This window comes from Enterococcus sp. 22-H-5-01 (genome assembly GCF_050310005.1).
Lineage (GTDB): Bacteria > Bacillota > Bacilli > Lactobacillales > Enterococcaceae > Enterococcus_A > Enterococcus_A hailinensis.
Genome location: NZ_CP189993.1, coordinates 1,761,597 through 1,787,405, shown reverse-complemented (window position 1 = coordinate 1,787,405; position 25,809 = coordinate 1,761,597). Strand labels below are relative to the sequence as shown.

The window sequence follows — 25,809 nt, the reverse complement described above, 5'->3', positions numbered from 1 at the left end:
CTATTTATCTTCATATTATTATCATTTTTTATGTATTCTTTACGACTTAGACCTCAGTGATAACAGTAATCTATTTTTTATTCTTTGCTGATTCGCTAGCCCATTCTCGCGATAACATTATTCACTCTTACACCCTCACATCTAAATAAAAGCTACTTGTTTCAGGTTCTTCTTTGGTCAAATTGAATCCTATCGCCAAGCCTCTGCCTTCTTCGCTCTCATACGTAAATACTTTTGCTTGTGACTTATCTTGAGTGAAAACAATCTCTTCTTTGACTTGGTCAAACATACCAATCTCATATCGTTTTAAGTACAGACTATTCATTCGTAACACATAGCTTGGTAGTTCTTGCCTAACGCTAGCTTCTATTTCATCAGCGTATTGCTTTAACTGTATTCTAAGACGATTCTCTGCACGAATACGAGCGTCTCGATACTCTTTTACATTGATACCCATACGATCAGTCAGAACACTATCAGTAATTGGCAATCGCCCCATGTATCCGTCATGTTCAGGAACATATTGTGTCTTGTGTTCACCTTTTAGATACTTCTCCGCTAACAGTGCCACATCTTCTTTATCTTAATGAAGCTAACGCTTTAAAGAATACTTTAGCTAAGCGCTTTTCTCCCTCGGTTAGTTCGTTCCGATACTCCATAAACCCTGCCCATAAAACTAGATAATATTTAGGCTTTCTTGATGCTCGAAAAGTCACTACAACACCTCCGCTAGTAACCCAATATCGAGAAACAAATCGTCTTTTAATTCAATGGGTGCTTCTGGTGGCTCGTAACCATATCTAAACGCTACTGCGGTTTCTATTTCTCTGATTTCATCTAATGCACGATCATTCAGACTTCTATTTCCTAGTCCTTGTATAAGGCTTTCACGTTCGATTACAGGCAGGCTTGATAAGAACTGATTGAAACACTTCTGACGAAAACACCAGCGTATTATACGCCTATCAATTAACCCACAAGCTTCTAAACAGTCTGACACAAGAGAATCAATTCTAGGCGCTTGAACATGGATAGAAAGTTCATCATAAGTTAAATGTGTCGCTAATGTTCGTTGATACAATTCTTTTTGAATAAGCTGTTTTCTTTGCTCTAAACGTTCAAGGTAATTAGATATGTTCAGGTAACGCTCTAAGTTATACTCGCTATCCATGTAAGGCCTCCTTATCTAAATAAAAGGTAGCGGAAAAAATCCACTACCTCTTTTTGTTATTCAACAACGACATTCGTGGCGATTCCACCTTTATTGTTTTCGCCGATTGTATAGCTAACCGTTTGCCCTTCTTCTAACTGGTTCTGGTCAACGAGGCCTGAAGAATGAACAAAGTAATCTTGTCCGCTTTCGCCTGCAATAAATCCATATCCTTTTTGGCTATCAAACCATTTTACTGTTCCTTTTTGCATCATCATTTTCCTTCTTTCTATTTATTTTCCAGTTGCTCAATGACAAGATATTCAAAGTTCTCATCATGAATATCAATGCCACCGACAAAGTGATGGCCTTTATAATTAAATTCTTTTTCAGATTCTAAAATTTGTTCTTTGTACAACCGCCAGTATTCTAACGGTTCTTCTTGTATTAACGTGAGCTGTTGTAAGGTGCTTAGACTATCTGAGTTAGCTTTCTCTGCATAGTGTCTTTCTTCGATATCCTCATGTACAGGAACGTTAGACCGTCTTTTATTTCGTGCCAAACGTCTACATGATTCACCACAATACAAGGAATTGCTTCGGCTATTAGAAAAGGATTTCCCACAAATTAAGCACGTTTTCATTGCTAATATCAGCCCTTCTTTCCTGTTTTGGCATAGGACGCGAGAAAATATGTACAGTGACTGCGTGAACGACGGCGCTCAGCCGGGAGGGGGAGGTATGCCCCCTTAATCTTTCACTCAGTTGATTTCAAAATAAATTTTTTAAAATTATTTTTGATGAATCTTTTTTTATTTATTTATTTTTTCTTTTATTAAACAAACAAAGATTATTCATTAAAATATTTTTTCTTTTTTATTTATTAATCGGTTGAACTGACGAACGCTAGCGTTGGCTCTGACTCCCTTGACTGGTTAAGGTCACGCTCACAACTTCAAACGTTACACGCCTCTGATTGCTAAGCTATGGTTTGCTTTATCAGTTAGCTTATTCATAATGTATTGAAGTCATCCACTACCTTATCTTCTTTACATTGCTAAGCCTTATTGGATACCTTTATAGATTCAGGTTGTTTAGCATACTTTTATACGCTTGGTGTCTCTTCTTTGTTTCTGCTGACGGGACACCCTGGGACTCATACCTATCTTCTATCTCACCTAAGAGTCTTGCATTGTCTCGGTCTATCTCAGCGTCACGTGCCTTCTGGGCCTCGGCTTGCTTCTGTTCGATTCCTTTAGCTACTAGCGATTGAAGCTTTTGCTGTTTCTTATTCTCCCCGTCTGCTAGGCCGTTTAGGAATTGGTGGAACTCTTCTGTTTTCTTTTTGTCTTGCTCTGCCACTCGTTCTCTCATCTTCTCTAAGTCTAAATAGTTTTTAGTCATTACTTTATCTCCTGGCTCCTATGTCAAGAATCCGCACACAAAAAGGCGAATACTTTTCAAAATAATTTACGATACTTCTTTATTCAAACAAAAATCCCCGTTTTAACCTATTTTTTATAATTTTATTTGGAGTTTTCCTGAAAAAGAGTAGCCTAAATAACCGTTTTTAGATAAATTTTAAAAACGGTACGGGCATAAGCTAGGAAACCAATGAAATACGGTCATTATTGTACCAACGGATATAGCTGTCAATTCCCACGATTGCTTCATCCAGTGATTGGAAGCTTTGAAAATTTACATATTCTCTCTTTAAAATAGAATGAAAGCTCTCAATTCTTGCATTGTCTCCAGGACATCCTTTACGGGAATAAGAATGTTTGATATTTAGCTGTATTAAACTATTTTCGAATAAATCACTTGTGTATTGACTTCCCATATCGCTATGAATTATTTTTGTCCCTAATGATTTTAAAATTTGTTGATCAATCACGCTGATAGCGAGCTCTTTTGTCATGTTAGCTCCTATTTTATGTGCTTCAACCCGTCGGGTTTCAGGATTATAAAGACTGGCTAAGTAGACCCATTTACGTTTCACAGGAATATAGGTAATATCTGTTAACAAGACACTAGATTTATTTCTTAATTTCTTTATCAAGTTAGGCCGCTGAGCGATTTCGGTATAGCTTTTCGGTTTCTTCATTTTCCGAACCATTCGTGATTTGATTCCTAATTCCCGCATGAGACGATAACTAAGATAGCGACTAATTGAGAGATTTAACTTTTCTTTAAAGTATTTTGTTATTCGAGGATAGCCGTACATGGGGTGTTTTAACCAACAATCTAATACTTGTTGCTTAAGAAATTGACGTCTCTGCTCTGATTTGCTCGGCTTCCACTTCAAAAAATCGTAGTAAGTTGATCTAGAAATATTCAAAACCTGTAAAATTCGGGTAATGCGGTGTCCTGCATCTAAGTTACACTGAATGATTCTTAAAATGACCTCTCTCCCTTGCTTCTTTAATTTTTTGCCAGAAGCACCGCTGCTCGCTTTAAAATGTCGAGTTCCTCTCTCAATCGTTTGTTTTCTTTTACTAACTCACGTTCTCTTATTGAAAGAATACCCCTATCATTGGGATCTGCTTGGCGAATCCATTTGCTAATTGTTGAGACGCTCACGTTATATTCTCTAGACAATGAGTTAGCAGACCGCCCGGTCTGACTCAGAGATATCATGGATTCTCTAAATTCTTGTGAATATCTTGTAGCTGAATTTTTTGTTTGCATAATAAAAAACTCCTTTAATAGATTATAGCGAACAACTTGTCCGTAATCATATTATAGGAGCCCCTTTAATTAAATCCATGATGGATAATTTCGTTTTTCTTCCGTTTCACCTGAACGCTTAGCCAATGGTGTTCCTTTAATTTTTAACTGATAGAAACCATGAACCGTTTCATTATTGTTATATGTTTTATCAGACGACCACGTTGTACCACCACTAATCGCAGGAATTTTGCCTTCAGGTTCTTTGTATACTTCACGTTGTACTAAATGCATTAACTGATTGGCTTGTTGCCAAGTTTGACTGGATTCTTCCGAGATTTCTTTCAGTTCAGCGATAAGTTTAGCAGCACGATTATTTTGATCTTCATGTTCGCTATCTGCGCTTCTAGTGATCTCAGCTAATAGCTGTTGGTACTCTTTGCGAGAAATTAATGGCGCCTTTTTAAGTTTTCCTACTTGTTTCAGATACAATTCTTTTGCGTGGTCTGCTGACCAAATAGCATTTTTTGCTGTGTTGTATTCATCTACATCCACTTCACTTTCTGCAGTCAATAAGTCAGCATCTGCTTTCTTTTTCGAGTCTTCCACCTTTTGAATCTTTTTCGCATACTTCTGAATTTCTTTTTCATTCTCGCTTAATTTTCCTTGTAGTAACTCCTCAATCTCGTTTAATGACTGCATGTTCATTCTCCTGTCTATTTTTTAATTAATTCGGACAAAAAAAGAGGACACAAGAGACTGCACACGATTATGCAAACCTCTTATATCCTCTGGTTCTTCCTAGTAAGATACGGTTATTATTCTATGTCTATTATACCATATAAACGCCTTTAAAACATTGATAAAACAGCATTTATAAGCAATTTATTTCTTTAATACATGTGATTCTATGGTATAGTATTGCACTACTTTCCCCTCTTTAATAATCAGTTTTACTTCACCATACTGTGGTAGTGTTAGTGCCTCTGATCGTTGATTGCCGTCAATATATACTTTGTCCATTTTATCGTCTCCTTTTTTCGATTAATTCAAAATTATTCTAGCTTTGATTTTTTAACTAACTGATTAAATGTAGCGACTGATTCTGCACCAACAATCTCAATACGATTATCCCGCTCATCAATCCACTTCGGGTTATTCAAATTAAGCAATTGTTCAAAATCATGTAATGCGTCATGCAAACTACCCGCTTCAAGATATAATTCATCATCACATACACCAGCCATATACTTCTTAACCAATTCTTCCAAAGTGAACCGCATTTGATACATTGCGATTTTTTGTTCTTCTCTATTAGTTACCATGATTATTCTTCCCCCAATAAGTTGGTTATCAATTCATCATCAGATAACAACAAAGCTAAGAACTTATCATGAATGTTCAAAAATAAATTATTTTCACTTGGTGTGAACTCCCGACTTCTAGCTACATCGTATAAATTAAGGAGGCAATTAAACTCATTGATTACCTCATCTGCACTATCATAGTTTCCACTTTTTAGTAGCGATTGGATAATCGTTGCTTGTAACCAATTAGTGACCTCGTACAACCAATCAGCTTCCTTCTCCATTTGTTCTAATACTTCAGGTGAAAAGGTTGAATAGTCTTTTGTTTTGAGTGCTACGCTAAACGATAAGGCGTTCATTAATACTTGACCGATTTCTTTTGTATATTCAAAATGAATCTTTTTGTTTATTTCAATCATATTTAACATCTAATCTCTCCTTAGTAAAAAATATGCTGACCCCTGTGATTTATTGTTTTTTTATGGACATGTTGGACACGTCCTTATAAACGCTGTTAAATCAACGTTTTATAGTCTTTCTTTTAACGAATTTACTATTTATCGTTGGACAGTTGCTTGGACACTTTATTTACCTGTCCAACTAGGTGTCCAAGCGTTTTCCCGATATTCATTGCATGTTATCCTCACAAACGTTGTTATATCAATGATTTTAGTATCCTGTCCAAAGTGTCCAATATATATCAACTTATTATAGGGGTGTACTCATTTTTTAGCTTTAGATGAGTGTATCTCCACATTCTAGTTGCATTGATACTTTGTTTTCTTCTGAAAATACCCATCTTCTCCAATTGTTTGGTGAATCTTGGTTGTGACAATTCTTTTAGACTTTCCCTGTAACAAAACTTTCGATACTCTTCATAAACCATTTTCGATGAGTCGCCTTCTTTTGACTCCACATCTAAGTCACACATTTCTTCAATAAACCGCAAAACATGGTTCGATTCTTTCAGCCACTTTTCTTTTGTTTCCTTCATCTTCACTGATTCGGTCAGTTCTCCACGTTGGAACGCTTCATAAAATGCTCGCATACATTCAACAGTAAATATCGGAATCTCCTCTTCAATTGCTCGTAAATCATGTGTCTGTTTAAAGGCTTCATCAATCACACAATCAAACGGAACCACATTCAATCGTCTATCCCAGCCTAATGTAAAATCACTGAATGGTGGTAATTCATTAGCAGAAAATATCAGCTTTGCAAAATTGATAAACATAAAAGCGTCTTTCCCTTTTTGTTCAGCAGATAAACGATCACCACCAGTTAGAGCCTTCAATAAATCTGTAGACTTGATAAAATCTGCTCCAATATCCGCAAATACATTTGCTAACTTCTGAAACAAGTTACTGCTGGCAAAGCGATTTTGTTTGTTTCCTAAATCTTGCAACGTCACATTACTAACATTACTTTGACCGAGTATCTTTGTTAGCATAGTTAAGAAAGTCGATTTCCCATTCTCTCCGCTACCTTGTAGAATCGTGATACATTGAAAAGGCGCATAGCTACGATAGAAGCAATAGCCGATAATTTCCATTAAATACAGTACACTGTCTTTGTCTCCAGTTAAATCACTTAACCAACTTACTGTCTTGATCGGATATAATTTATTATCCGGGTCAATTGCGTACTCTTGACTTTGTAAAATGTAGTCCTTTATATCATGTGGTTTGAGTTTTCCCGTTTTGATGTTGTACGTGCCATTTTTAAAGTTTGCTAGATACGGCTTACTCTTGTTAAACGGGTTCTCCTTCATGGAACTATCATAAATTTTAATGAATATAAATTTCTTGGTTTCGTTTAGTTTTTGTTGGCTCCACTTGCCGACTGATTCTAACTTTTTAGTGATATACCCCTCTAAATAATCATTCAAACTATCTAAGCGCCATGCACCAATAGACCTATCGAATCTTGCACCAAAGGATAATTCACTGGCTCGAATCATAGGAACTTCTTTCATGACTTCATAGCCTAATAATTGAGCATTTACTTTCATTGTTCCATTTTCGTCATAATAGACCCAGTTAGGTAAATCCTGTGCTTGTTCCTGTTTTTTCTTTTGTATGTCTTGTAATTCAATTAATTCACTCAATTAGCGTTCAACTCCTTTTTAGCGATTGAATAAAAGGTCGTTTCAATCTCCTGTTCTGATAGTGGTTCTGTAAAGTAGCTATTGGCTACCTTAACCAGCTCTAACACCACCGCTACATCAACTGCACGAGCTAAAAGCCCACCAGTTATTTGTGCAATACTATTGTTACGGTTGCCTTCTTCGCACCCTGTGACTAAACTTTCAAATAATTCAGTCGTAGTATTGCGGTATCGGGACCCGCCTTTTTTGAACTTACTTGTATTGTTTTTTAAGCTATGAGAAGTTATTCCACCAGATTCAGACCTGTGAACCTTTATCCAGTGTTTAGCAGTTTCCAGTGCTTCATCTACAGGAAATAAATTTCTCACCTCATGAATGAGGATTTGTTCCTGTTTAGTATATTGAGTAATTACTGGCAGCAATTGAATTTGCGACCACGTTAGGTTTGATTTATCCGCATGGTGGATCACCCCTTCAAGAGCCTTGTTAGTGAAAAAGTCAACCAGCAATTTATAGTCTTGTTCATTCACTGGCTTATCTAGCGGAATAACTAACCGATAACGAACACCTTTCAAGCCGTTACTGATACTTGGGTATAACACATAATCAAATCGTTTTAGTTTTTGCTGAATCATTCCAACTAAATCTGATTCTGTTACGATTACATCATCTAAGTCTAGTATCAAACAATCCCGACTGATCACATTCTCATTCTTACGAATCAATGCGGACATTTCCCCAGCAATAAACCCATCAATTCCCATCGTTTTTAATTTCTTTTGACCCACTTCATCATCAGGAACGGTCACATTAACAGGTTCGTACGATCTAAAAAAATTAATGAGTGATTTATCTATTGGTGGTTCCATGATTGAAGGTCTAACTTTACCTATATAAATCATTCTGACCCCTCCAGGCGATGAATAGAGTGTTCTACATGTTTTTCTGACAAGGCTTTGATAGCAGCAATTAGTCCACTTAACCCACTAATATCATCTACAGTAATTGAATTAACTCCCGAAAATCGGTCATAAATATAACTATCCAATCCCATTAAAGAGCTGTTCAAATAATTGGCTTCCATAATTAATTCATCTTTACTCATCATCCGAAACACCCCAATCGGGACAGATTTGATTTGAAACATCCTCAATGTCTTTCTTTATGGCGGATAAGCTATCTTCAATATCGTTTAATACACCAGAATTGATTTGATGGTGGAGTAAAAAATTGTCTCCTGTTAATCGTGCATATTCAATGTTGCCTAAAAGTCTCTCTAAAATCCCTATCTGATTGGCAATTACTGTTAGGTCGCAGGTTTTTTCCAATAATTCATCTTTACTCATCATTCAGCACCTCCAATAGTATGATCGTGGTTATAAGACCATTCGTCATACTTAAAGAATAGATACACTGCTAAACCTGTAAAAATGGATAATTTAACAATTACTGGTAATAAGCCGAAAATTCCGCCGATTAAAATACTTCCTATAATTAAGTTTCGTTTCATAATGATTCCCTCCGATTTTTTAATATGTTATAATCGGAACAAAAGAATATCGGGTTTTATCCCAATACGTTTGCCTTTATCCAGTCCGCCAAGACTTTTAATGGATAAGGCTTTTTCTTTGTTCTCGATCATTTTTTTACTCCTAAGCTGTCTGCAATTCAACAGAACGATTGTAAATTTTCTCACTCACTGAAAACTGCAACCCATATTTTTCTTTAACAGACATCAATTCTACCGTCTCATCTAAAATAGGTTCACGATCAACCAACATTTCAGGTGTCATATCTTCTTTTTTAACCATTTTTGAATGACCATAAATAGTTGATACAGCCTTATTGGCAATCGTATTCGCTTTGATGTAGTCTTTTGGTTGCGGTTCAGTAATAGCGTGACTTAATTTAGTCATTGCTTCCTTTTGGTGTTCTTTATCCAGCATGCGGAACACTTGAAAACCTTCAAGTCCTGTTGATTCACGTAATTCCTTAATGACTTTAAAAACCCACTCTTGAAATTCTTCTGCTTCTTTCTTATGACTTCCGAATACTGCTTTATATATACCAAATTCAGAAATAATGATGTAACTACGTTTCTGTACCTTATCGTCCAATTTGCACGATGAGGTGTATTGGCTTGGAACTAGATTCATCATATTTCTAGTTTCTGCATAATCTAAAGCACCAGCAATATCTTTCGCTATCGCCCACCATTCGTTTTTATTCTCAACAAATCTTATAGTATGTCCATTCCAAATTTCTGTTTTCATTTAGTAATCCTTTCTATATAAATCCCAAGTAACTGACGATTATTTGACATCTCCGACTTCCACTTGCCCCCAGTATTTTTTTACTTTTCGAATTGTGACATCCACTCATCTACTTTTTTTCGGTTACAGCGTTTTGTCTGATTGATAGTAGAAATTGGAAAATCTAAGTCTTTAATAAATTTAGATAAATTAGAACGAGATACCTGTAAATATTCGCAAGTCGTTTCTAAATCCATCCATTCAGGAAATATTGTTCTCTGAATTTCTTGTTGCATTGTTTCTGCCCATACATGCTTGGCAACCTCTGTTAATTGTTGTTCAATAGTAGGGCTTAAATCTACTTCAAGTTTCATATCATTCACCTTCTTTCAATTTCTTTGCAAGCTAGTTAAAAAAAATATCATCTATTGTTATGTTAGGAAAAATCGGAAGTAACAATTCTTTAAAAAGTAATTTCTCCTGATCCGAAAATGCGACTTTGCCATTTTCTTTCTTAAAATATGCTTGTAGTGAAATCCCAAAACTTTTTGCCATCTCCTGTTGAGTCATTCCTAACATTTTTCGATAACCAGCAACTTTATATTTCATAATATAATTTGCCCCTTTCATAATAGTCTGAACATTTCTTTCAATTTCTTTGTAAGACTATTAAAACATATTGTTCAAATTATTACAACTAGTTCTTTCAATTTCTTTGCTCAGATGGTAAAATTTAAAAAAAGGAGTGAGTAGTTTGGAAGTAAATCTACATGAAGTGGGCAATAGAATTAGAAATATTCGATTGAATCAAGGCTGTAATATGACTGAGTTTGGAAAAAAATTAGATAATTACGATCCTAATGGCAAAACTAAAAGTGGAACAGTTAGTAACTGGGAGACAGGAAAAAATCTTCCTAACAACGATCGCTTAAAACAAATTGCTGAGATAGGAAACACAACTGTTGATTATATACTATACGGATCTCTTGATGATTACGCTCATATCCTACTAAAAAATTTAGAAGTCGAATTGAAAAAAAATACTTCGGTAAGTAATGCTGTAATTCCTTTTATTATAAATGAATTAAATAAAGATTTGTTTCCTTTATATTTCAAACAACAATTTTCGGATTCTAAAACTCTTGAAATTTTTTTTAATGAGCAAAAGGAGCAAGCGATAAAACGTTGGTCTGATCCAACTCAAATAGAAACTAATATTTTGGATATACTAAGCAAATCTTTAACCGATGATATCTACAATACAATACCTTATCTGTATTCAGATCGTTATAAAGATGATTATTCAAAAATCAAAAATGCCGACGGAGTGACACCTCTATCAGATTTGAAACGAAAGTATTTGAGTGTACTAGATAATTATCAAAAAAGCAGTGTTGATATTTTAAGATACAATAATGAAGAAATGATAAATCAAGCTATTGACGATCTTCAAAAACTGATTAATAAGTCACCTACTATGTTTTTATGATCTAACCTCCCACTTGCCCCCAGCAGTACAGGAGGTTAAAAATGACAATTAAAGCATATACAAATAAACAAGGAGAACGGCGCTATAAATTTCAAGCGTATCTTGGTATAGATCCAATAACTGAAAAGCCAAAAAAGACCTCTAAACAAGGTTTTAAGACCCGTAAAGAGGCTAGCTTAGAATTAGCTCGTATCAAGTTAGGAGCTGAAAAGCAACTAACCAATTTCAATAAAAAAGATTATACCTATAAAGAAATGTTTGAACTTTGGAATGAAAGTCATGCCCTATCCATCAAAAAGAGTACACAATCGGCCATAGACACTATTTTTAAAGTAAGAATATTGCCTTATTTCGGTAAAATGAAACTAACTAAAATAAATACGTTTTACTGTCAAAAAATTCTAAATCAGTGGTCTAAAGAATACCGTTCATTTAAAAGCGTTCGTTCTTACTTCAATATGGTTATGAATCACGCTATTCGTTTAGGAATAATTGAATTTAACCCTATGGAACGGACTATATTACCACGTTTACAAGTAAAGAACGAGGTAAAAACTGGACGGTTCTTTGAAGTTGAAGAACTGAAAGCTTTCTTCCAATTTGCTAAGGAGGATTGTGACATTAGAATGTATACGATTCTCCGACTACTTGCTTTCACTTCAATTCGTAAAGGAGAATGCTTGGCTTTAACTTGGAATGATATTGATTTTAAAAATAAAGAAATCAGTATCAATAAAACTGTTTACTACTTAGATGGAGAATATCAGGTTTCGACACCTAAAACTAAAGCAGGCACACGCTCTTTTGATTTAGATAATATTACACTGACTATTCTCAAAGACTGGAAACATTATCAAGCAAAGCAGTTGCTAAAAACGGGAAAAGGAACCGATGGAAATAAGAACAATTTACTATTTAATAGAATGATTGGTAAGAAACCTTATGACTACTTTCATGGCTCACAAATTAATAAGGCAGTTGCAAAAATATGTAAGGATCATAATTTGAAACCTGTCACAGTTCACTCACTTAGACATTCTTCTTGTACTCTGATGTTTGAAGCTGGACTTGACCTTAAGAGCGTTCAATACAGAATGGGGCATGATGACGTTTCGACCACTCTGTCCGTCTACTCCCACTTCACTAAAAAAATGAAACAGACAAGTGGTGAAAAGTTCCAAAGATACGTTAATTTTTAGCATATGGCATTAATGATGGCATTAATTTCAAAATAAGCTATCATAAAAAGAGCTACAAAGCTTGATACAGAGCTGTTTAAATGTGTATTTATAAGTATTCGCAACAGTTGAGTGGGAATAGTATACTTTAAAGCCAGTCAATATTGACTGGCTTTTTTTCTTTACTTAGATATACTGCTAGGTATTAGAATATTTTAAGGAGTTGATTTTATGGACATCAAAGAACTGGCTGAACGCAGCAATGCGATTCGTTCGCGTTATCATGAGTTAGAAGTAAAGCATCATCAAAGTAAATGGTCAATTGAAGAAGATCTGCTGGCTCTTTCGAATGATATCGGAAACTTGAATCGGCTAACGATGACAAAACTAGATCGTTATTACGATGAGACACCTTATACTTTGGAACAAAAATTAGCTGAGAATATCTGGTGGTTGATGGAACTTTCTAATCGCTTAGAGGTAGATATCGAAGCAGAGTTAGCGAAATTTTTGATGGACAAAGAAGAACAATTAGGTTTATAACATCAGGTTTAGCGCAAATAAAAAGCCGATACTCACTTAGAGTATCGGCTTTTGGTTTGCTTAGGCTGGATAAACGTTGCCCCATTCAGCACGTTTAGCTAAAAATTCTTGTGCTAATTCTTGCGCGCCTTCTAAAGTATGGCTCGCTGCCCATCCACATTGAACAGGATTGCTGGCAGGTACTTCAGTCGCTGTCAGAACATCTTTCATGGTTAATTCTAAAACATCCATCACTTCATCGATGTTGTCATGATTTAGAACTGTTAAATAAAAACCTGTTTGGCAACCCATTGGTGACCAATCGACGATATAGTCCGCATGATTACGGATCAATTCAGCTGTTAAATGTTCTAATGAATGCAATGATGCCATTTCCATATGTTCTTTATTTGGTTGTTTGAAACGAACATCGTATTTTACGATCAAGTCACCATTTGCGCCGATTTTTTTATCAGCTACACGGATATATGGTGCTTCTACTTTCGTATGGTCCAAATTGAAACTTTCTACGTTCATTCTCATTTTATTTCTCTACCTCCGTTGATTTTTCTGCAACGACTAACCAAACAAAGCGATTCATTTGACGAAAGCTTGTTTGAAAGCCGCTAGTGCTAAAATAGGCTTCTAACTCAGGGATGAGTGGATAATACTCACGCTCAAGGTCGGCCGCTAACTCGGTTCGGCTATGCGCTTTTTCAGCTGCCACGATCTCTTTATAATCCTTTTCCGATAAAAACATCGTATCACCAAAAATAATCTTACCGCCAAGCGGCAACAATTGATTATACCGTCGGATCGCCTGTTCTTTTTCACTAGCTGTCAAATGATGAAAAACGAGATTCGAAACGATCGTATCGATTTTTTCCGGAAGCACTGGAAAATCTTCCATGTCGCCAGCTAAAAAAGTAACGTCTTTAAGCGCGGATTTTTGTTGCGCAATGTTCAGCATTTCTTGTGATGGTTCCACCGGATAAACAGTCTTACCTGCAGCAAGTAATTTCTCCGTGAGATTGCCTGTTCCACTACCAAACTCTAACACAATTTCACCAGATAATGTAGTGATTTCCTCGAGAATCCGCCAATAGCCCGCAAAGACTTCTTGGTATTCCGGATTGCCTCCATTTACTTCATTGTCATAATCTGACGCCCATTCTTCAAAAATCGGCATAAATTCTAATCCCATCAAATATCCTCGCTTTCTTATTTTACTGGCTGTGCGGTCATATAGTCTTCGCGTGTATAAATATCTTTTGATAGATAGCGATCCCCTGCATCAGGAAAAATCGTAACAACTTGGCTGCCTCGTGGTAACTGACGAACTTCTGTTAAAGCCGCTACCATCGCTGCCCCAGAAGAACTACCGATTAAGAGTCCTTTTTCTTTTGCCAAACGCCGTGTCATCGTAAATCCTGCTTGATCACTGATCGTCGCATACTGAGTAATCGGTAGATCAGTCAAAAATTCGGGAATAAATTCCACTCCGATACCTTCAATTTCATGCCCATGGCTTTCCCCTCCATTAAGAATCGAGCCTTCTGGTTCTACACCAATCAATCGAATGGCTGGATTTTTTTCTAATAAGTAACGAGCGACTCCACTAAATGTCCCGCCACTGCCGATGCCAGCTACAAAGCTGCTGATTTTTTCACCAAGATCTGTTGTTAATTCAGGCCCTAGCGTTCGGTAGTATGCCTCCGGATTCGCTGGGTTTTCAAATTGTAACGGCAAATAGCTGTCGGCCAACTCCATATGGATGTCCTTAGCTTTTTTTATTGCACCAGTGATGCCCTCTTCCGTCGGTGTATGAACAATCGTCGCTCCTAAGGCCCGCATCAAGGCCTGTTTTTCTAAACTAAATTTTTCTGGTACGACGAAAATCGTCGGAAGACCGGCATCAACTGCGGCTAGAGCGACTCCGATCCCCGTATTTCCAGCGGTCGGTTCAATAATCGTCGTCGTGTGTTTTATTTTTCCACTTACTAAGCCTTCTTTGATCAAATAATCACCTAGGCGATCCTTGATGCTGCCACCGGGATTCAAATATTCTAATTTCGCATAAATCGCTGAACCTTCAGGAATCTCCTCAAAATCTTTCGCTGTGAAACGTAATAAAGGTGTTTGGCCAATCGCTGATTGGATCGAATCTATAATCATAATGAACTCCTCCAATTAATTTTTTTAGCAAAACAAAAAAGGTGCTGACTATTAATCAGCACCTGAACACTTCGTTAAACTGAAACTAGAAATTGATCTTTTTCTCTAGTTCTAAAAACGACTGAATGTTGGGCAGTTAATAGGCATGACAAAAGGGTGTACTGCTTTACGCACCACACAACAACAGCAAGATTCAGTTACATTATGATTGCTGATTGTCATTTCTATTTCCTCCCAATCGATTCTAAAACGTTTTCGTATTGCAAGAAAATTAACACAGCTAAAATTATCTGTCAATGAAAACACTCTTTGTCCGTCTCTCATTTGGTGTAAAAAGAGAAGGCTTATGAGAAATTTTTATTGCTTTCTTTGCTAAAATTTTGTATAACAAAAGTGAATTATCCCTGGTGATAATTCAAGAAAGGAAGTCCTGTAACATGTATTCATTAGTTCCTGAAAATATGTATGAAGTGGCAGAAAAATTAACGTATTTCAAAGAAAAAGGTACCCCGATCACTGAAGAAGAAATCATTCGACAAGCTGTCCGAGACAATAGTCAGCAAATATTGGATGGTTATCTGGAAGGACCTTATTGGAAAGCTAGTTGGAAAACAGAGGATACTACCCTCGCCTTTTTTGATATCATGGATAATGAAGTCGGTACGATCGACAGTCTTTCTGATTCATTTATTGAAGATTTTCGTACCAGCGCACCGAATTTGATTCGTCGTTTAGCTGAAAAGATCCAAAAAATCGTAAATACTCATTAAGCAAAGTGGCTAAGACAAAAATAATTTCTATTTTTGTCTTAGCCACCTTTTTAAGCTCAATTCTTCGCCTTTTTTAAATAAATCTAGTACAATCATTTAAACTTATTAAAAGTAAGTAAAAACTTTCAAGGAGGATCTTCTACATGAAGAATCTTGGTTTTTTAAGTTTTGGCCATTGGATGGATCAAGGATCATTGGTCAAAACAGCAAGCGATGCGTATCTACAAGCGATTGATTTAGCAGTAGAAGCTGAAAAAATCGGTATTGATGGCGCTTATTATCGTGTCCATCATTTTGCGGATCAAAGTGGCTCACCTTTTCCTTTATTAGCCGCGATCGGCGCAAAAACAAAGAAGATCGAAGTCGGTACTGGCGTTATCGATATGCGTTACGAAAATCCCTATATGATGGCAGAAAATGCCGGATTGACTGATATCATCACTCAAGGACGTGTGCAACTAGGTGTAGGTCGTGGTTCACCTGAACAAGTAATGGATGGCTGGAAATACTTTGGCTATGACTACAGTGAAGATGAGATCAAAGAAATTGCTCGTGATCGAACCTTAGAATTTTTAGCTTTGATTGAAGGCAATCCATTTGCTGAACCAAATCCTCAACCGATGTTTCCACAAAAACCAGGAAAATTACGTTTAGAACCTTTTTCTGCTGGTTTACGGCAACGTATTTGGTGGGGCGCTGGTTCACAACAAACAGCGATTTGGGCGGCACAACAAGGGATGAATCTTCAATCATCTACATTAGTGACCTATGAATCCAATGAACCTTTCCATGTTCAACAAGCTAAACAACTACGCGCCTATAAGGAAGCCTGGAAAGAAGCCGGACATGATTTTGAACCTCGCACATTGGTAACTCGTTCAATTCAACCGATCACTACCGATTTTGATCGGCAAATTTTTGGCCATCAAGGTGCCGAAACAAAACAAGATCAAGTCGGTTACCTAGCCTATCACCAAGACCCGACGATTTTTGGTAAAACCTTTGTGGGTGAGCCAGATAAACTAGTCAAAGAGTTAGCAGAAGATGAAGCAATCAAAGAAGCAGACACGGTTCTATTGACGATTCCCAACACATTAGGGGTCGATTACAACGTCCATATGCTAGAAACGATCGTTAAAGAGATTGCTCCAGAATTAGGCTGGCGTTAATTTTTTTTAATAGTCTTTCAAAAAACCTAGAATCTGGTAAAGGATTCTAGGTTTTTTATCCGATCCAATCATTGGATAAAATAGCAATATTTTCGTTATTATTAAAATCAAGAGATAACGTTTTCTAATATAATATTTCTTCTAATAAAACATATATTTTTTTAAAAATTTCTTCATAAATAGAGTCTACCATAATCTTAACAGAAGACCGAGCTAACCTGAGCGAAATTAGCATAATAGCGAATTTTAAATAACATATACATAAAAATGATGATAGAGATTAAGAAGTTATTATTTGAATGTTCATTATATTAATGACACACTAAACTAAGTTAATAGTCATTTTTTAAAAATAAAAACCAGAAAGAAGGCAAAAAAGTGAAGCGAACACTCAGTCGAGAAGAGGCTCAAAAAGATTTAGTCTACGATAGTTACTATCAAAAGGGAAATTATGGAACTAAAATTTGGCAAACAGTAGTAGGTTTTTTAGGATGGGCTGCGGTGTTGTTGCCTTTTTTCTGGATCGCGCTTCCCTTCGTCTTTCCTAATATTGCCAAGAGAGAGCACTTTTTAGTTTACAAAGAAGAACTGCAAACTTTACCCTTTCTTTTTATTTTTTTAGCTATTGTTTTCGTTTTCCTCGTTATATTATATGTATCATTGACTTTTTGAAATAATCATCGGTTTAAAACATTGCTTCAAAAGAATGTCCAATACGATGAAGAACGTTTAGAAAAGCGGCGGAAATTATTGAATGATGAATACAATCAACGGTTTGGTCCAGAAGAATTTCGCAAAGAGGTTCGTTTCTATTCAGTAAAAGAAGAACAAAATTTAGACACTGACTTCGTTCGTACTTTGTATAAAGAAGGCGGGGTCAAGCTATGATCACCTTAGTTCATACTGGAATTCCTATCGTAGATGTAATCCTAACGATCGGCTTTTTAGTTTTGATCACTTATCCGATCATTGGTGGTTTTGCTTGGTTTATTGGTGTATTGTGTTACACCTTTTTATTCAACTATCGGCAAAAAGATTGGGATGAGATTCCCGAAGAAATCGAGCCCTTTATTACGATCATGGTGCCTGCTCATAACGAAGAAATCGTCATCGAAACGACGATCGAATACCTGATGACAAAAATTAATTATGTTCATTATGAAGTCCTAGTTACCGATGACGGTTCCACTGACAGTACCCCAGAAATCTTAGCTCATTTACAAGAGAAATACGAAAATCTGCGTGTATTGCGCATTGAAAAGAACAAAGGTAAAGCCCATGCCTTCAATATCGGCTTAGGTTTTGCAAAAGGTAAATTGATTTTAAGCAATGATGCCGATACTGTGCCAGAACCAGATTGTTTGAATCGTTATGTTAATTACTTCTTACGCTCGGATTCTACGAATATATCGGCCATCACAGCCAACATGGATGTCTTGAATCGTTCAAAACTCATTGCTAAATCGCAAACAGTGGAATTTTCTAGTATCGTTGGGATCATCAAACGGACACAAATCGGTGTACTTGGTAGTATCTATGCGTATAGTGGCGCCAATACGATTTATCGAAAAGATGCTTTGATCGATGTCGGCTTGTTCCGTCAAGATCGGGCAACAGAAGATATCAGTATTGCTTGGGATCATCGAATGGATGGTTGGCTCTCGCTTTTTGCACCACAGATCATGTTTTTCATGGAAGTGCCTGAGTCCTTGAATATGCTTTATCGTCAACGAAAACGCTGGGCCAAAGGCGGAACAGAAGTTTGGCTGACAAATTTCAAAAAAATTATTTTCCATCCGTTTCGGAATATTGGGCATACCGTCATGTTCGTCGATCAAACCTTTAGTATTGTCTGGTCCTTTTTCTTTTGGATTTCTTCGGTGATTTTCGTCTTTACACTTGGTCAATTTTTGATCACTGGAAACGGCGAGCGGATCTATCATATGCTAACGATGGCCTTTCTATTTGTTTGTTTTGAAATGATCTCAGGTACGATCCAATTGATTGCTTCGCTGATCGTAGATGACCGTGGCAGGAAAATCAAATACCTCTTTTTCGCTCCTTTGTATATGGTTTTTTATTGGATCATGAACGCCTTGACCATCGTTACGACTTTTGTGCCCGCCGTCAAAACGATTCTCGGATTAGGATCAGGAACTTGGAAAAGCCCTGAACGAAAAGGTATGATCAACACAAATTCCGATTCAAATCAAAAATAAAAAAGAAGCTAGAACAAAAGTTGCACTTACTTTTGTTCTAGCTTCTTTTTATTGCTTTAATAATCAGCCTTAATACACGATAGGTACTTTATCATTCATAATTTGTTTTGTTCGCCCTATGAAATAATCTCTTGATAAATCTTGCCCTTGGTTCAGATGGATCATGTGTTGCTCCCCAAGTTCATTAGTATAATCTTTTAAAGCATAGGTTTTATATGTTTGATAATTATCCCCAATGTAGGTAACTGTTGGCCAGAACTCAACTTGATCGAATGTCACAACTTGGCTATTTTGATCATAATCAAGGGTCCAACGTCCCATCCCACCCAGCATTTGATCATTTTCGGCCTGAGAAGAAATAAAATTTCCCAGTGAATACATCACTAATGTTTGATTGCCAGATTTCCCTGTTAAATAATCCATTGGTTGGATCACATGAGGATGGCCGCCGACAATTACATCTACCCCACAATCACTTAGCAGCTGTGCGATCCGTAGTTGTTCTGCATTCGGTACGAACTGGTACTCCTCACCCCAATGCATGCTGACAATTTGGATATCACTATTTTGGTTCAATACATCCATATCCTTTTTGATTTGATCTTCATCGATCAGGTTTACTAAATAGTCTTTTCCTTCGGGCAAAGTCAAACCATTTAATCCATACGTATATGTCGTCAATCCGACTTTAACCCCATCGATTTCTTTCACTTTAAATCGTGGTGTATCTGCCGATTTTTGTGACCCCGTCACAGCAATATTGGGATATTTTTCAAGATAATCTAATTGTTTGATAATACCTTCTTCACCACGGTCAAAACTGTGGTTACTAGCTGCTGATAACCAATTAAAACCAGCTTGATGTAACGAATCCAATACTTGAGTTGGTCCATTAAACGAAGGATAACCTGACAAGCCTAATTCTTCCCCCGCACAAAGTGTTTCTAAATTGATATAGGAAATATCACGATCTTGATCTAGATAACGCGTCGGCTCATAGAGCTCATCAAAACGATAGCTACCATCCGCTCGCCTCAAGTGATCATAGATATAATCATGAATCAAATTATCGCCAACAGCAGAAAATTTGATTTTTACGTGTGTATTTTTTTGACTTTCCGTAGAAGTCGTCGGTTTTTCTTCACTGCTTATTGTTCCTCGGCCCCCACAGCCGGTCAGTAAAAAAAGCTCGATCAAACCAATACCTATTAACTTTTTCAATTTTTTTCTCCTTAACTGATCATTATTCTTTTACTCCATCCTTAAAACTAGTGTTACATGTTCTAAAAAAGATTGCAAGAGTTATTGAAAGCGTTAACTTAAAAATGACCTGGTAATTGATTGTTGTGATCATTTTTTTGATGCTTAAAGAACATGACGTCTACTGAGAAGTGTTCGATGAAAAGAGTTATTTACTTTGCTTAGGCCATCGTTTTAACTTGGTTGCTAAAGAAAACAGGCTTTCTTGACTTGATTGATTAAACTTATTAAAAAACTCCATAAATATACTTCAGAAAAAGCAACTACGTTTCGTTGCTCTATTCAAAAATCTCAAATCCGTAATTTCGGATATGTTGTTTTAATAATTCAATATATTCTTGTCCCACCGGACTTAAGGCAATTTTTTTCTGCTTCAAATAACCTAATGTCATCCGATCATCGACTGCTAGTGGAATCGCTACGATTTTTTCATCGTTTAATTCACTACTGATGATTCCTGAACTGATCGTATACCCGTCTAGTCCCACCATTAAATTAAAGATCGTGGCGCGATCACTGATTTTGATCTGTTTTTTATGATGCATCGTACTCAATATCTCTTCTGAAAAATAAAAAGAATTCGTATCCCCCTGTTCATAAGACAAATAAGTATAATCAGTTAAATCCTCCAGAGTAATTTTTTTCTTCTGAGTCAATGGATTATTTCGCCCTACAAAGACATGCGGCTGCGCTTCAAAAAGCGGAGTAAATTCTAATTCCTTTTCGTTGATCAAGCGTTTCAGAACCATTTCGTTGAACGAATTCAAATAAATGATCCCGACTTCACTCTTGAAAGTTTGGACATCATTCAACGCATTTTCAGTGATAGTCTCCCGCAAAGTAAAATCATACTCTTCTCCACCGACTTTTTTTACTAATTCTACGAAGGCATGAACAACAAAGGCATAATGTTGTGCGGAAACACTAAAAATCTGTTTGCGGATCGTTGTGTTTTTAAACTTCGCATTCAATAGATTTACTTGATCTAAAATCCCCCGAGTATAGTTAATAAATTCTCGCCCTTCATTCGTCAAGGTCATCCCGGTTTTACTACGATAAAAAAGTTGAATCTGATATTCTGTTTCTAATTCTTTGATTGCTTGTGTCAAACTAGGCTGTGAAATAAATAATTGTTTAGCTGCTTCATTCATTGAACCAGTCTCAGCAATTTTTTCTAAATACTGCAATTGTTGGATACGCAAGAAAGTCCCTCCTGTTAATAGGTAATACCTATAGTTAATTAAAGATAATACGTATTATTTATTATACCCAATTTTTGATACGATAAGTGCACAAAATTGGTAGGGGGAATTCTTCAATGACAAAATCAAAATTTCAGTTAGTCGGTTCACTATTACGTCCACAAAATTTATTGGATTATAAAGATCAAATCCAAGAACGTGATGATATCACTTATCCTTTCTACAAGGACTTTGAAGGGTATCAAGAAGTTGAAACGAAAGCCATCGCACAAATCATCCAAGATCAAATCGATCATAAAATCGATGTGCTGACAGATGGCGAGTTTTCAAAATCAATGTGGCATCTGGATTTTATTTGGGGACTTGCAGGAATCGAGCGTTTTATCGCTGACCACGGTTACAGTTTCAAAGATTTTGATGGCGATCATTTTGAAACCCGTAAAGATATCGGTATTCGGATCGTTGCTCCTTTATCCGGTAAAAACCATCATTTCATCGATATTTTTAAAGAAGTTAAAGCACAAGACCAAGGCAATGATGTTAAAACAACTGTTTGGAGTGTTGCTCATGCCTTTACAGAACTTTCTGTCTTCAACGGGTTATATGGAGAAGATCAAGTCTACAAAACAAAAGAAGAATTAAAAGCGGGTTTGATCAACGCGTATAAAGAATTCTTGACTGAATACAAAGCTGCTGGCGGCGAAATCGTGCAATTTGATGATTGTTTGTGGGAACTATTTGATTCAAGCAATAAAGACAGCTTTTTCGCAGAAGGAAATGTTGACCTTGTTGGGTTGGCACAAGAATTTGTGACAGTAAATAATGAAATCATCGACTTTGGTCATGAGATCGGATTGAAAATTTGGACCCATAATTGTCGTGGAAATTACGAATCACGCCATGCTTCTGGTGGAACCTATCAAGCAATCGCTGAAAAATTCTTAGGCGAACAACACTATGATCGCTTCTTCTTAGAATGGGATGATGAACGTGCCGGTGAATTATCCGCTTTGAATGTTTTAGCGGAAAAAGATCAAGTAGAAGTAGTGTTGGGATTATTATCAAGTAAAACCAATACATTAGATGATGCTGACCGAGTCTTACATTACTTAGAAAAGGCTAGCACGATCATTCCAAAAGAACGTCTTTTCTTATCTCACCAATGCGGTTTTGCTTCTTGCGATAGCGGAAATAATCTAACCGTGGATGAACAATGGAAAAAAATTGATCAAGGGCAAGAAATTGCCGCAGAGTTCTTTGGCAACAACTAAAACAATCTTATTATTTAAAAAGCTGTCAATCCGATCGGATTGGCAGCTTTTTTTAATCTATTTTTTTTGCACTGGCAGATAGAGCGTAAGTTTTCCAACTGCGGTATATTCTTCTAAATTATAATTACCCAACAACTTGACGGTCTCATCTTGCATCAACTCACCGTAGCAGTTGCTGATTTCCTGATCTAATTCTACTTGATCCTGATAATCCAAATCAAAATATGCATACGTTCCAGCCGGCAATAAAATTTCTGAAGGACGGGTTTTATTCAAATCTTTATTTCCGATCAAATAACATTGGTCCCCATCGATCAATGCATTCACAACAAATAAATCTTCTTCTATTTTTGAGGCGTATTCCTCTTTTTCCCGCATTTTTTGCTGACTGATCCCTATCAGTCCCTCAGCAGAGTCTGATGTATCCAAAGTAGTGATCCAGCCGTGAATCACCATTGATTCTCGTTCAATTGTCTTTACCATAACGAACACCTTCTTCCTGATATTCTTGATCCAAAGAAAACGAGTAGCTTATTTCCATATAACTACTATAAGCGCCTCATAGATACAGCACAATAAAAACGCTTGCAAAAAAATGCTCATCTATTTAGGCAAAATAAAAAAGCATCCAAATATTTTGGATGCTCTGTCCACTTACAGACTGTCATTAGCAGAACTATCTGTCGAAAATACAGTCGTTGCCATTTTTGTTTTTGAAAGCATTTCAGTTCGCGTCTGCATTTCTTCAAATAATGACAAGATCGAACTGCGAGACTCGTTGACTTCTTCAGAAATTTCTTTTGCTTGTTCATTGATTAAGACCAACTCTTTTTTTGCGTCTTCGATGATTCGATACGCATCAACCTTTGATTTTTCAATCATTCGATTGGCTTGTTTTCTCGCTGAAATCAATACTTCACCGATCTCTTGCTGATTTTCGATAGCTTCTTGTTTCAGTTGCTCATTTTCCGCCAATAGTGTCGAAACTTGTTGGTTCAATTCTTGTAAGATTTGTTTTTGTGATTCATTAGCTTCCTGTTTTTCAGCCATTTTATCGATTGCTTGATCTTTTTCTACGATTTCTTTATCTAACTGTGTATATTGCTCATCTTTTTCATTTAACTCTTCCAATAACTCTGCGATTTGACGTTCTAATTGACGAACTTTTTCTAAGCGTTGGATTTCTTCAGCTTTTTGCTGGGCTACTAGTGCTTGATGTTGTTCATGGATCGCTTCTAATTCTTCTTCTACGGTAGCTAAATGTGCAACAGAATCTTTCAAATTTTTATTTTCCTCTTCTACTAGTTTTAGCTGTTGGCGTAATTGATTCAACTCTTGTGCTTCTTTTAGTTTGTCAATCTCTTCACGGCTACGCTGAACCTCATTTTCCAACTCTTGGATCTTGCGCCGTTGCTCTGCCTTCTCATCACCGATTTGTAAAACAGACTGGCGATAGTTTTCATTTTCTTTGGTTAAACGGTCTTGTTTTTCTTCCATTTCTTTTTTGTATTTTTGCAATGTCTGTTCTTTTTCAAAGATCAGACGTTTCAATTCCTTGACCTCTTCCGGCAGCGGCTCTGTTGTGGAAAAATTGGATAAATCTCCAACCGTATTATCAGAGACCATTTTTAATGTTGGTGCTGACTTCACGTTTATATCGCCACCTACTTTCTCTTCTGGAATAGAATTGATTTCATCGATAATGTTTTTATTAAAAAACCAGCCATTCTTTTTTTGTTGCGCGACCATTTCTTTCCCTTCTTTCTTTTATTCTTCTTGGACTATTAAAAATTGTTCGTCACTATTTTCACGTGAAAATAAACAACGATACTTTTGACTTTGCTTACTGCCATCACTTACGTTCAACTGAAAAGTGATTTGCGTTAATTGCGCAATCGCTTCTGCTTCTTTCGCGAACGCTGAAAGATTTGATTTGATCTGCCGCTCATTTTCAGCGTTGACCCATTCACCAGCTAATGCAATATTCAATGTTTGTGTTGGAATATCTAGTACGATCAACGTAGTTGGTAAGCCAAAATACGCACTCAATGAATTAGAAATTTCGTGTTCTGTAGTGTACTGCTGCTGCCGATTATCGGCAGAAAATAAGCCGTTCCAATCATATTTAGCCAATCCGACACCTGATTCTGGATAGTTTTTGATTGGAAACTTATAGCTGATTTTTTGTTGCTCTTTTTTTACCAATGATAAATTTTTTTGTGTGCTTTTTATCTGCTTTGTTAGATCATTCAATTGAACTTGCAGCTGAAATAAATTATACGTAGCAACTATCATTCCTAGAGCTAAACAAATACTAATCAGTAATAATGCTGAAACATGTCTTTTTTGTTGTCTGTGTTTGACATAATCTAATTTTCGCTGAAAAGTAGGCGAAGATACTGCAGCTGCTGAAATTTTTTTCAATTTGATCAAGACTAGGATTCGAGAGGCTCCGATAAAAAGAACGAAACAAATCAAGGCTACACTGATAACGTTTGTAAGTGTCAACTATTTTTCGCTCCTTTACTATGAATGGAAGATTTTAAAATTTAGCGAAATGTGCCTGAACTTTCCCTTTGATAGCTTTCTTCTGGACGAACCCAAACGCTCTACTATCTTTAGAGACAGCTAAATGATCTCCGACTACAAAATAAACATCTTCAGGAATTTGATTCAGTGGTTGAAATTCTGCAGCAATCGTTGGCGTTAATTGAAATTCGCTGACCGTTTCAAAATCAGCCGGTTCTCCCAAGTTCAATATCAAACGATTATTTTGGATAATCATCGCATCGCCAGGCAATCCGATCACCCGTTTAACAAAAAGTCCTTTTTCCTTAGCCAACGAAAAAGCGATCATATCGTAACGTTTAACTGACACACATTTTTTAATCAAAACTTTTTCGCCATCCATTAAGGTAGGAATCATCGATTCACCTGAAATCGAATGGATGCTATACTGCTTATTCATTTGCCTACTTATAAACAACGTGATTATGAATACGACTAACATGAATAGGATCACGAGTAAGTAACTAGCTTTTTTTTGATTCATCTTTTTGCTCGTGACAGCCA

37 protein-coding genes are annotated in these 25,809 nt (G+C 36.4%); 9 read left to right on the top strand and 28 right to left on the bottom strand.

Translation table 11 applies throughout. From position 1 onward, the window contains the following. Window positions 1-127: 127 nt before the first annotated feature. The 19 genes from ACQKTA_RS09085 to ACQKTA_RS08995 form a co-directional block, all read right to left on the bottom strand. Entirely contained in the window at window positions 128-571 is a 444-nt protein-coding gene (locus ACQKTA_RS09085) for a hypothetical protein (protein WP_427813519.1), read from the bottom strand. Window positions 572-578: 7 nt separating this feature from the next. After that, window positions 579-716, bottom strand: a complete 138-nt coding sequence (locus tag ACQKTA_RS09080) for a hypothetical protein (protein ID WP_427813518.1) — start codon at window positions 714-716, stop codon at window positions 579-581. Further along, window positions 716-1,171, bottom strand: a complete 456-nt coding sequence (locus ACQKTA_RS09075; protein ID WP_427813517.1) for a hypothetical protein — start codon at window positions 1,169-1,171, stop codon at window positions 716-718. Before ACQKTA_RS09075 ends, ACQKTA_RS09080 begins: the two co-directional genes overlap by 1 nt. A gap of 56 nt (window positions 1,172-1,227) precedes the next feature. Then, window positions 1,228-1,422, bottom strand: coding sequence for a cold-shock protein (locus ACQKTA_RS09070; protein ID WP_427814534.1), 195 nt, complete (start codon window positions 1,420-1,422; stop codon window positions 1,228-1,230). 17 nt (window positions 1,423-1,439) lie between these two features. Beyond that, the gene (locus tag ACQKTA_RS09065; protein ID WP_427813516.1) at window positions 1,440-1,712 is read right to left on the bottom strand and encodes a hypothetical protein; all 273 of its coding nucleotides are present in this window, start codon (window positions 1,710-1,712) and stop codon (window positions 1,440-1,442) included. Between the two features lie 514 nt (window positions 1,713-2,226). Then, window positions 2,227-2,553, bottom strand: a complete 327-nt coding sequence (locus ACQKTA_RS09060; protein ID WP_427813515.1) for a hypothetical protein — start codon at window positions 2,551-2,553, stop codon at window positions 2,227-2,229. Between the two features lie 199 nt (window positions 2,554-2,752). Beyond that, window positions 2,753-3,837 (bottom strand): IS3 family transposase gene (locus ACQKTA_RS09055; RefSeq protein ID WP_427813514.1). Its coding sequence is split into 2 segments (ribosomal slippage): window positions 2,753-3,600 and window positions 3,600-3,837, totalling 1,086 coding nucleotides; the frame shifts between segments, so codons are not numbered across the junction. A gap of 69 nt (window positions 3,838-3,906) precedes the next feature. Next, a complete protein-coding gene (locus ACQKTA_RS09050; protein ID WP_427813513.1) occupies window positions 3,907-4,518 on the bottom strand; it encodes a hypothetical protein in 612 nt (203 codons plus the stop codon). A 183-nt stretch (window positions 4,519-4,701) separates the two neighbouring features. Beyond that, window positions 4,702-4,839 (bottom strand): hypothetical protein, encoded by a 138-nt coding sequence (locus ACQKTA_RS09045; protein ID WP_427813512.1) that lies wholly within the window; start codon window positions 4,837-4,839, stop codon window positions 4,702-4,704. A gap of 32 nt (window positions 4,840-4,871) precedes the next feature. Beyond that, the gene (locus tag ACQKTA_RS09040; RefSeq protein ID WP_427813511.1) at window positions 4,872-5,141 is read right to left on the bottom strand and encodes a hypothetical protein; all 270 of its coding nucleotides are present in this window, start codon (window positions 5,139-5,141) and stop codon (window positions 4,872-4,874) included. 2 nt (window positions 5,142-5,143) lie between these two features. After that, entirely contained in the window at window positions 5,144-5,551 is a 408-nt protein-coding gene (locus ACQKTA_RS09035; RefSeq protein ID WP_427813510.1) for a DUF3206 domain-containing protein, read from the bottom strand. 272 nt (window positions 5,552-5,823) lie between these two features. Further along, window positions 5,824-7,230 carry a DNA primase family protein gene (locus tag ACQKTA_RS09030; RefSeq protein ID WP_427813509.1) on the bottom strand — a complete coding sequence of 469 codons (1,407 nt, stop codon included), beginning with the start codon at window positions 7,228-7,230 and terminating at the stop codon, window positions 5,824-5,826. Next, window positions 7,227-8,132: a primase alpha helix C-terminal domain-containing protein gene (locus ACQKTA_RS09025; RefSeq protein ID WP_427813508.1), complete on the bottom strand. Its 906-nt coding sequence runs from the start codon at window positions 8,130-8,132 to the stop codon at window positions 7,227-7,229. Before ACQKTA_RS09025 ends, ACQKTA_RS09030 begins: the two co-directional genes overlap by 4 nt. Further along, complete coding sequence (locus ACQKTA_RS09020; RefSeq protein WP_427813507.1) at window positions 8,129-8,335, bottom strand: hypothetical protein; 207 nt, start codon at window positions 8,333-8,335, stop codon at window positions 8,129-8,131. Before ACQKTA_RS09020 ends, ACQKTA_RS09025 begins: the two co-directional genes overlap by 4 nt. Next, window positions 8,328-8,576, bottom strand: a complete 249-nt coding sequence (locus tag ACQKTA_RS09015; RefSeq protein ID WP_427813506.1) for a hypothetical protein — start codon at window positions 8,574-8,576, stop codon at window positions 8,328-8,330. Before ACQKTA_RS09015 ends, ACQKTA_RS09020 begins: the two co-directional genes overlap by 8 nt. After that, the gene (locus ACQKTA_RS09010) at window positions 8,576-8,740 is read right to left on the bottom strand and encodes a hypothetical protein (RefSeq protein ID WP_427813505.1); all 165 of its coding nucleotides are present in this window, start codon (window positions 8,738-8,740) and stop codon (window positions 8,576-8,578) included. The genes ACQKTA_RS09015 and ACQKTA_RS09010 overlap by 1 nt, the downstream gene beginning before the upstream one ends. Before the next feature lie 142 nt (window positions 8,741-8,882). Beyond that, on the bottom strand, window positions 8,883-9,503 hold the full coding sequence (locus ACQKTA_RS09005) for a BRO-N domain-containing protein (protein ID WP_427813504.1): 621 nt from the start codon (window positions 9,501-9,503) through the stop codon (window positions 8,883-8,885). An 80-nt stretch (window positions 9,504-9,583) separates the two neighbouring features. Then, the gene (locus tag ACQKTA_RS09000) at window positions 9,584-9,856 is read right to left on the bottom strand and encodes a hypothetical protein (protein WP_427813503.1); all 273 of its coding nucleotides are present in this window, start codon (window positions 9,854-9,856) and stop codon (window positions 9,584-9,586) included. Window positions 9,857-9,887: 31 nt separating this feature from the next. Further along, a complete protein-coding gene (locus ACQKTA_RS08995) occupies window positions 9,888-10,112 on the bottom strand; it encodes a helix-turn-helix transcriptional regulator (protein ID WP_427813502.1) in 225 nt (74 codons plus the stop codon). 124 nt (window positions 10,113-10,236) lie between these two features. Here ACQKTA_RS08995 and ACQKTA_RS08990 point away from each other — a divergent pair, with 124 nt between their 5' ends. From ACQKTA_RS08990 to ACQKTA_RS08980, 3 genes are all read left to right on the top strand, one after another. After that, complete coding sequence (locus ACQKTA_RS08990; RefSeq protein WP_427813501.1) at window positions 10,237-10,971, top strand: helix-turn-helix domain-containing protein; 735 nt, start codon at window positions 10,237-10,239, stop codon at window positions 10,969-10,971. Between the two features lie 41 nt (window positions 10,972-11,012). Next, window positions 11,013-12,170, top strand: a complete 1,158-nt coding sequence (locus ACQKTA_RS08985; RefSeq protein ID WP_427813500.1) for a tyrosine-type recombinase/integrase — start codon at window positions 11,013-11,015, stop codon at window positions 12,168-12,170. Window positions 12,171-12,380: 210 nt separating this feature from the next. Then, window positions 12,381-12,692, top strand: coding sequence for a MazG-like protein (locus tag ACQKTA_RS08980; protein ID WP_427813499.1), 312 nt, complete (start codon window positions 12,381-12,383; stop codon window positions 12,690-12,692). 60 nt (window positions 12,693-12,752) lie between these two features. On the opposite strand, the gene ACQKTA_RS08975 is transcribed toward ACQKTA_RS08980, so the two are convergent. From ACQKTA_RS08975 to ACQKTA_RS08965, 3 genes are read right to left on the bottom strand one after another with little or no spacing between them, the layout of a single operon-like run. Then, complete coding sequence (locus tag ACQKTA_RS08975; RefSeq protein WP_427813498.1) at window positions 12,753-13,214, bottom strand: S-ribosylhomocysteine lyase; 462 nt, start codon at window positions 13,212-13,214, stop codon at window positions 12,753-12,755. Between the two features lies 1 nt (window position 13,215). Continuing rightward, entirely contained in the window at window positions 13,216-13,875 is a 660-nt protein-coding gene (locus ACQKTA_RS08970) for a class I SAM-dependent methyltransferase (protein WP_427813497.1), read from the bottom strand. Window positions 13,876-13,892: 17 nt separating this feature from the next. Further along, on the bottom strand, window positions 13,893-14,846 hold the full coding sequence (locus ACQKTA_RS08965) for a PLP-dependent cysteine synthase family protein (RefSeq protein WP_427813496.1): 954 nt from the start codon (window positions 14,844-14,846) through the stop codon (window positions 13,893-13,895). Between the two features lie 437 nt (window positions 14,847-15,283). Between ACQKTA_RS08965 and ACQKTA_RS08960 the strand changes: the two genes are divergently transcribed. The 5 genes from ACQKTA_RS08960 to ACQKTA_RS08940 all read left to right on the top strand — a co-directional run bounded on the left by ACQKTA_RS08960 (window position 15,284) and on the right by ACQKTA_RS08940 (window position 19,004). After that, entirely contained in the window at window positions 15,284-15,616 is a 333-nt protein-coding gene (locus ACQKTA_RS08960) for a hypothetical protein (protein ID WP_427813495.1), read from the top strand. Window positions 15,617-15,759: 143 nt separating this feature from the next. Further along, window positions 15,760-16,785: an LLM class flavin-dependent oxidoreductase gene (locus tag ACQKTA_RS08955; protein WP_427813494.1), complete on the top strand. Its 1,026-nt coding sequence runs from the start codon at window positions 15,760-15,762 to the stop codon at window positions 16,783-16,785. A gap of 378 nt (window positions 16,786-17,163) precedes the next feature. After that, entirely contained in the window at window positions 17,164-17,457 is a 294-nt protein-coding gene (locus ACQKTA_RS08950; protein ID WP_427813493.1) for a hypothetical protein, read from the top strand. A gap of 21 nt (window positions 17,458-17,478) precedes the next feature. Next, on the top strand, window positions 17,479-17,673 hold the full coding sequence (locus ACQKTA_RS08945) for a hypothetical protein (RefSeq protein WP_427813492.1): 195 nt from the start codon (window positions 17,479-17,481) through the stop codon (window positions 17,671-17,673). After that, a complete protein-coding gene (locus ACQKTA_RS08940) occupies window positions 17,670-19,004 on the top strand; it encodes a glycosyltransferase family 2 protein (protein ID WP_427813491.1) in 1,335 nt (444 codons plus the stop codon). The genes ACQKTA_RS08945 and ACQKTA_RS08940 overlap by 4 nt, the downstream gene beginning before the upstream one ends. A 69-nt stretch (window positions 19,005-19,073) precedes the next feature. On the opposite strand, the gene ACQKTA_RS08935 is transcribed toward ACQKTA_RS08940, so the two are convergent. Both ACQKTA_RS08935 and ACQKTA_RS08930 read right to left on the bottom strand, forming a co-directional pair. After that, a complete protein-coding gene (locus tag ACQKTA_RS08935) occupies window positions 19,074-20,225 on the bottom strand; it encodes a CapA family protein (protein ID WP_427813490.1) in 1,152 nt (383 codons plus the stop codon). Between the two features lie 317 nt (window positions 20,226-20,542). Continuing rightward, window positions 20,543-21,466 carry a LysR family transcriptional regulator gene (locus tag ACQKTA_RS08930; protein ID WP_427813489.1) on the bottom strand — a complete coding sequence of 308 codons (924 nt, stop codon included), beginning with the start codon at window positions 21,464-21,466 and terminating at the stop codon, window positions 20,543-20,545. Window positions 21,467-21,582: 116 nt separating this feature from the next. Here ACQKTA_RS08930 and ACQKTA_RS08925 point away from each other — a divergent pair, with 116 nt between their 5' ends. After that, window positions 21,583-22,737, top strand: a complete 1,155-nt coding sequence (locus tag ACQKTA_RS08925) for a cobalamin-independent methionine synthase II family protein (protein WP_427813488.1) — start codon at window positions 21,583-21,585, stop codon at window positions 22,735-22,737. Between the two features lie 57 nt (window positions 22,738-22,794). On the opposite strand, the gene ACQKTA_RS08920 is transcribed toward ACQKTA_RS08925, so the two are convergent. The 4 genes from ACQKTA_RS08920 to lepB all read right to left on the bottom strand — a co-directional run bounded on the left by ACQKTA_RS08920 (window position 22,795) and on the right by lepB (window position 25,789). Next, complete coding sequence (locus ACQKTA_RS08920; protein WP_427813487.1) at window positions 22,795-23,220, bottom strand: effector binding domain-containing protein; 426 nt, start codon at window positions 23,218-23,220, stop codon at window positions 22,795-22,797. 171 nt (window positions 23,221-23,391) lie between these two features. Next, window positions 23,392-24,486 carry a hypothetical protein gene (locus ACQKTA_RS08915; RefSeq protein ID WP_427813486.1) on the bottom strand — a complete coding sequence of 365 codons (1,095 nt, stop codon included), beginning with the start codon at window positions 24,484-24,486 and terminating at the stop codon, window positions 23,392-23,394. 18 nt (window positions 24,487-24,504) lie between these two features. Further along, complete coding sequence (locus ACQKTA_RS08910; protein ID WP_427813485.1) at window positions 24,505-25,245, bottom strand: hypothetical protein; 741 nt, start codon at window positions 25,243-25,245, stop codon at window positions 24,505-24,507. A 34-nt stretch (window positions 25,246-25,279) separates the two neighbouring features. Next, entirely contained in the window at window positions 25,280-25,789 is a 510-nt protein-coding gene (gene lepB, locus ACQKTA_RS08905) for a signal peptidase I (RefSeq protein ID WP_427813484.1), read from the bottom strand. Window positions 25,790-25,809 lie beyond the last annotated feature (20 nt).